This window comes from Peribacillus sp. NPDC097264 (assembly GCF_050277925.1).
In the GTDB taxonomy this organism is placed as follows: Bacteria; Bacillota; Bacilli; order Bacillales; family DSM-1321; genus Peribacillus.
The window spans coordinates 1-4334 of record NZ_JBNNSR010000024.1; the positions used below are offsets into that span (position 1 = coordinate 1).

The window sequence follows — 4334 nt, forward strand, 5'->3', positions numbered from 1 at the left end:
GTCTAGTCGGGATCTGGTTGATGTGATTATATCGATTAGAACACAAAGCGAAAAAATCGAAACAAAAAATGACGGCGTGAAATACGTTCAAACACTGAATACATTTGTTTCAAAAATTAGTAAGGCGAAAGCTTAATGAAACCAAATGAATATGGATTTTATGACGAGAAAATAGTTCGGAAGAGTGGTTTGTCTGTCTATTCTTTTGAGGATTCAGGAGATCGGTATATGCCTTCGGACTTTTGGACGTATTCTGATTTAAAAGATGTTCTAAAAATTAGTCTGACAGCTGAAGAGCGAGAAAATATGATTGTCGGTTTTCAATGCAGTAGTAAGCAACAAAAAGGTTTTTCGGCTCTCTATTCATTCACTGAAGTTATAAATAAACGCTACAATATGAACGCGAAGTTTTTTGCACAATTTGATGAATGAAAAGTATGCGTCAAATTCCAAGTGAATAAGGGCATTCTTTGTTCGTTTGCTCGCTTGGTTCTTATTCAATATAGAACCAAGTGTGAGCAAGTACGAGCAGTGGAATGTTCTTTTACTTATGAATTTGGCTATTTTTTTCTTTTTGTCAAAAAAAAGAAGGATGAAACCTTTTAAGTAAAGAAATAGTAAAGTACAATTAAATCAATAATAAATTGAGGTGAAAGACAAATGAAAGAAACTCCGAAAAAACTCTATCATCTGAATGCGAAACTTCCAATTGAGTATAAAGAGATGGTCGAACAAATTACAGAATATTATCGTTCAAAAATAGAAATTGGAAGAGTAAGTCAGGGGGATGTTATTCAGGATTTAATCAAAAAAAAGTACGAAGAAATTGGGGATTTCAAAAAAATATAAATCCTGAAAATATCTGAGAAAAGTCTGATAAAGGTAAGAAAAGGGAGATGAGCTTTTGAAGTTAAAAGAAGCTGTGAAAATTCTTAATACCAAACAAAAGACGGTTAGCGATCTAGCTAGACAATTTAATGTGAGTAAGGATTTGATGGGTGATGTGTTAAAAGAAAATGGGTATCCATTCAATCGAAAAACACAACTTCGTATATATACTAGTGATGGTGAAGAGCCTGAGTTGCTACTCGAGGAGCTACTTGAGGAAAGGGTTTCTGCTGTGGGTAAGAGAAAGAGAGTATCAACTTTGAAGGGAAATATAAAAAACAGAGAAAAATTCAATAAAAAAACAATAGTAGAAACTGAAGCTTTAAATCTGACGGAAGATGAAATAAAGTTCGTTAAAGAGTTATTCAAAGGTAGAGCAGATTGTCCAAAGGGTTTTGAATTAGTTGATGAACTTTCTAAACTTCCACCTCGAAAGCCAACAAAAAAAGCTAATTATGAAATCAGTTTGGAAACCTTTGAACGCTTTGAAGATTTTGCTAAAAAAATAAGTGAAACTAAAAGAATGAGCAGAAATGACCTTGTGGAAATGGCGTTGCAAAAATTTATGAGGGAATTTGGGTAATTATTGAAGTGAGGACGTTTATGCCGCAAAAGCGTATTTATTATGAGAAACTCTCTTTGTTAAACTTTGTGGAGGGTGCCCCAGAGGGCGGTTTTCCCCGACGGGGTATGCTTCACGGAGTTTAAGAGGGTAGAGGCTCGTTGTAAATATGACTGTGGAATATATGGGTAGAGTTCAAATTTACTTCTGAATTTGTTAACTTGGGGTATTATCCATATTGATTGTAACCGGCTATATCTAATAGCCGGTTACAGGGTCAAAATTTGAACCTTTGACAAAACAAAGGTGGTTTTATAGGTTTTTAAAATGGTGTCTCTTTTAAGAAAAGTAGGTGATTTTATGGCAGTTGGAAAGTTGATTCAAGAAAAAAAGACAATCGATATTTTTGATGTATCGATTGATAAGTTAACTATAATGGGTGATGTTAAGAATTATAGATTAGAAGATTTTCAAAAACTAGTTAATCATTCTAGTTCAATTGATTTATGGAAAGTTGGTTCTGTTGCTGAAGGGAAACTATTTAATAAAATATTTTTTAGTTTTGACCCTGAAAAAGCTAAGGTAATGAATCGTCGGGCGTTGAGGATGGAATTCAATCCGAAACATATAAGCAGTATTGAGAAAGATTGGTTGTTAGAAAATGTACTTCCTCTTTTAACTAATATCGGTTTATCTCGTTTGGATATAGCTTTTGATTGTGATTACAATCTTGCTAAATTTGCTTACATACAAAAAATACAAACAAAAAGAACAAAAATAGAATCTCGAAAAGGTGATTTAGAAACTTTGTATTTAGGTGCGAGAACTTCGGAGAAAATGGTGAGAATTTATAACAAGGCTGTTGAACTTCAAGAGAGGAAAAAGAAAATTTTACAGAAGTTTGAGAATGGTATTGGACAATATGATATTGAATCTTACGAGGATCTTCGTGCAGAACTTAGAGAAATTGAAAAAACAGAACGTCCGGTTTGGTGGAGATTAGAGTTTGAACTCAAAAGAGATGCAATAACTATTGGTCATTCGATTTTTGATAATTTGATGATAAAAGAACCGAAAATTAATTCTAGAACTGTTCCCAGTATCCAAGATCGGGCGATGCTCGAATATCTGGAACGACATCCAAATGAAATATCAGAATTAGCTAAAGGTACTAAAGCAAAATACAGAAAAATGATGAGAGAATTAGTAGGCGAAAATGATGAAGATTTAACAGAACAATTTAAAAAAGAATTAGAGAAAAGAAAAAACGACTTGGTAGGACAAGTCGCGACGTGGATTGGTTTAAAACCAAATGAATTATTTGTTTAAGTCATCTCCCCAGATGACTTAAGAAATGCATAATTTCATAATTTCATAATTTAATACTTATTAAAGTATATAAGATTATCAGATATCCTTCAACTGATGTTCTGATTAAAGTCTGAAAAGAATCAGATAAAATAGAATGCCTATACAAAAAGTAAAGAGAGCCTATTTTGGCTCTCTTTACTTTTGTTGAAAAATTAAGGTCTTTCGTTATATGACTAAAAAATTTAACATTTTTTACAAATCACCACTTGATTAAGAATATAACAAAAGTGTTATACTTAAACTGGATGCGAAAATAAAATTCCTTTTGGTAATTTCATTTTCCTAGAGTTAAAAAAACCTCATTAAGCGACAGCTGCTGTTTTTTTGTTTAATTTCGTACAAATAAGACGGCCGTTTTTGGCAGTCGATTTAAGAGGAGGGATAACTGTTTGCAACTAAAAGATCAATACGTGATCAATTTATACTTCCACCCGTAGATTAGCTAACTAACTCCGGCCGGAAGCAATGTTCTTGCAAACGAAAAATAAAAGGACCAATGGGACACTCCTACACCCATTCGGTCCTTTTATTTTTGTTAATGAGAAAGTCTTCTCCTGATTCTCATCCTAATCGCCTATACAGCCTCCGTCATTCCACTAGATCTACCCATCACAACTTCGCAGCTCCTACACCACTCCATTGATCCAGGTAAGCATAATCATCGACTCATAGAACAGTTCAGAAGATTAGACTAGATGCGATTAAACAAGTATCAAGTTTTGCATTAATTCGAGAATTGCTTGGACTAGCTTGAAATACAAATCAGTGCTGACGAAACCTTTTACCCACAGGTAGGTAGCTACACCTAATGCTCCTGAAAGTGTGATGAATAGTAAGCCTAGACCTACTTTATAGAAACTGTTTGACAATCTATCGATAATCATAATGCCTCTCGGCAAATGAGTCTCGGGTGTTGCTGGTACTAATTGTGTTACTGGTGTTACTGATGTTTCTGTGGATACAGCAGTGGTGCTGGATGCGGGCTGCTGTTCCTCCAAATTCCTTTGTTCATTATCCATAGTGTTTTTTACCCCTCAGCGATTTTATAGTCGTGCAGAGGAAGTTGACCTAGCTTGATTATTTTACCATTCAAAATAGCTAATCCAAATAGCTAGCGATAATTATTTTGAATTTTTTTATTTTAAACTTATTGCGAATTATAGCATTTGCAATGTAAGAACCACTAAAGACTACAATGGTGGTTTCTTTTTTTTATATAAATTATTAAATAAATTGACTTTGAATAATTTCGGATTATTATCAGATATATTCAGGAGGTGAATCCAAATTAAATTTGAGATTAATAAAAAATTTATCATTTTAAAGGTTGATGAAAAGTCGACTGTTAATTTATATACACTTATCGATGTTGAATCAGGTGATAAGTTTGTTTCAATTGGAACAAAAGAATTAGGTTTGTCTAGTCGGGATCTGGTTGATGTGATTATATCGATTAGAACACAAAGCGAAAAAATCGAAACAAAAAATGACGGCGTGAAATACGTTCAAACAC

At 33.4% G+C, this 4334-nt stretch carries 5 protein-coding genes; 4 read left to right on the forward strand and 1 reads right to left on the reverse strand.

Annotated elements, in window-relative coordinates; all coding sequences use genetic code 11:
• Positions 1-135: 135 nt before the first annotated feature.
• The 4 genes from ACQKL0_RS20070 to ACQKL0_RS20085 all read left to right on the forward strand — a co-directional run bounded on the left by ACQKL0_RS20070 (position 136) and on the right by ACQKL0_RS20085 (position 2779).
• The gene (locus tag ACQKL0_RS20070; RefSeq protein WP_427689196.1) at positions 136-432 is read left to right on the forward strand and encodes a hypothetical protein; all 297 of its coding nucleotides are present in this window, start codon (positions 136-138) and stop codon (positions 430-432) included.
• Between the two features lie 228 nt (positions 433-660).
• A complete protein-coding gene (locus tag ACQKL0_RS20075) occupies positions 661-849 on the forward strand; it encodes a hypothetical protein (RefSeq protein ID WP_427689198.1) in 189 nt (62 codons plus the stop codon).
• A 55-nt stretch (positions 850-904) separates the two neighbouring features.
• Complete coding sequence (locus ACQKL0_RS20080) at positions 905-1471, forward strand: hypothetical protein (protein WP_427689200.1); 567 nt, start codon at positions 905-907, stop codon at positions 1469-1471.
• A gap of 339 nt (positions 1472-1810) precedes the next feature.
• On the forward strand, positions 1811-2779 hold the full coding sequence (locus tag ACQKL0_RS20085; protein ID WP_427689202.1) for a hypothetical protein: 969 nt from the start codon (positions 1811-1813) through the stop codon (positions 2777-2779).
• Between the two features lie 743 nt (positions 2780-3522).
• On the opposite strand, the gene ACQKL0_RS20090 is transcribed toward ACQKL0_RS20085, so the two are convergent.
• The gene (locus ACQKL0_RS20090; RefSeq protein WP_427689204.1) at positions 3523-3840 is read right to left on the reverse strand and encodes a hypothetical protein; all 318 of its coding nucleotides are present in this window, start codon (positions 3838-3840) and stop codon (positions 3523-3525) included.
• Positions 3841-4334 lie beyond the last annotated feature (494 nt).

Excerpts from the sequence above, each read along its gene's own strand:
- ACQKL0_RS20085 (WP_427689202.1), top strand. The coding sequence starts at position 1,811 with ATGGCAGTTGGAAAGTTGATTCAAGAAAAAAAGACAATCGATATTTTT.
- ACQKL0_RS20070 (WP_427689196.1), top strand. The coding sequence starts at position 136 with ATGAAACCAAATGAATATGGATTTTATGACGAGAAAATAGTTCGGAAG.
- ACQKL0_RS20090 (WP_427689204.1), bottom strand. The coding sequence starts at position 3,840 with ATGGATAATGAACAAAGGAATTTGGAGGAACAGCAGCCCGCATCCAGC.
- ACQKL0_RS20075 (WP_427689198.1), top strand. The coding sequence starts at position 661 with ATGAAAGAAACTCCGAAAAAACTCTATCATCTGAATGCGAAACTTCCA.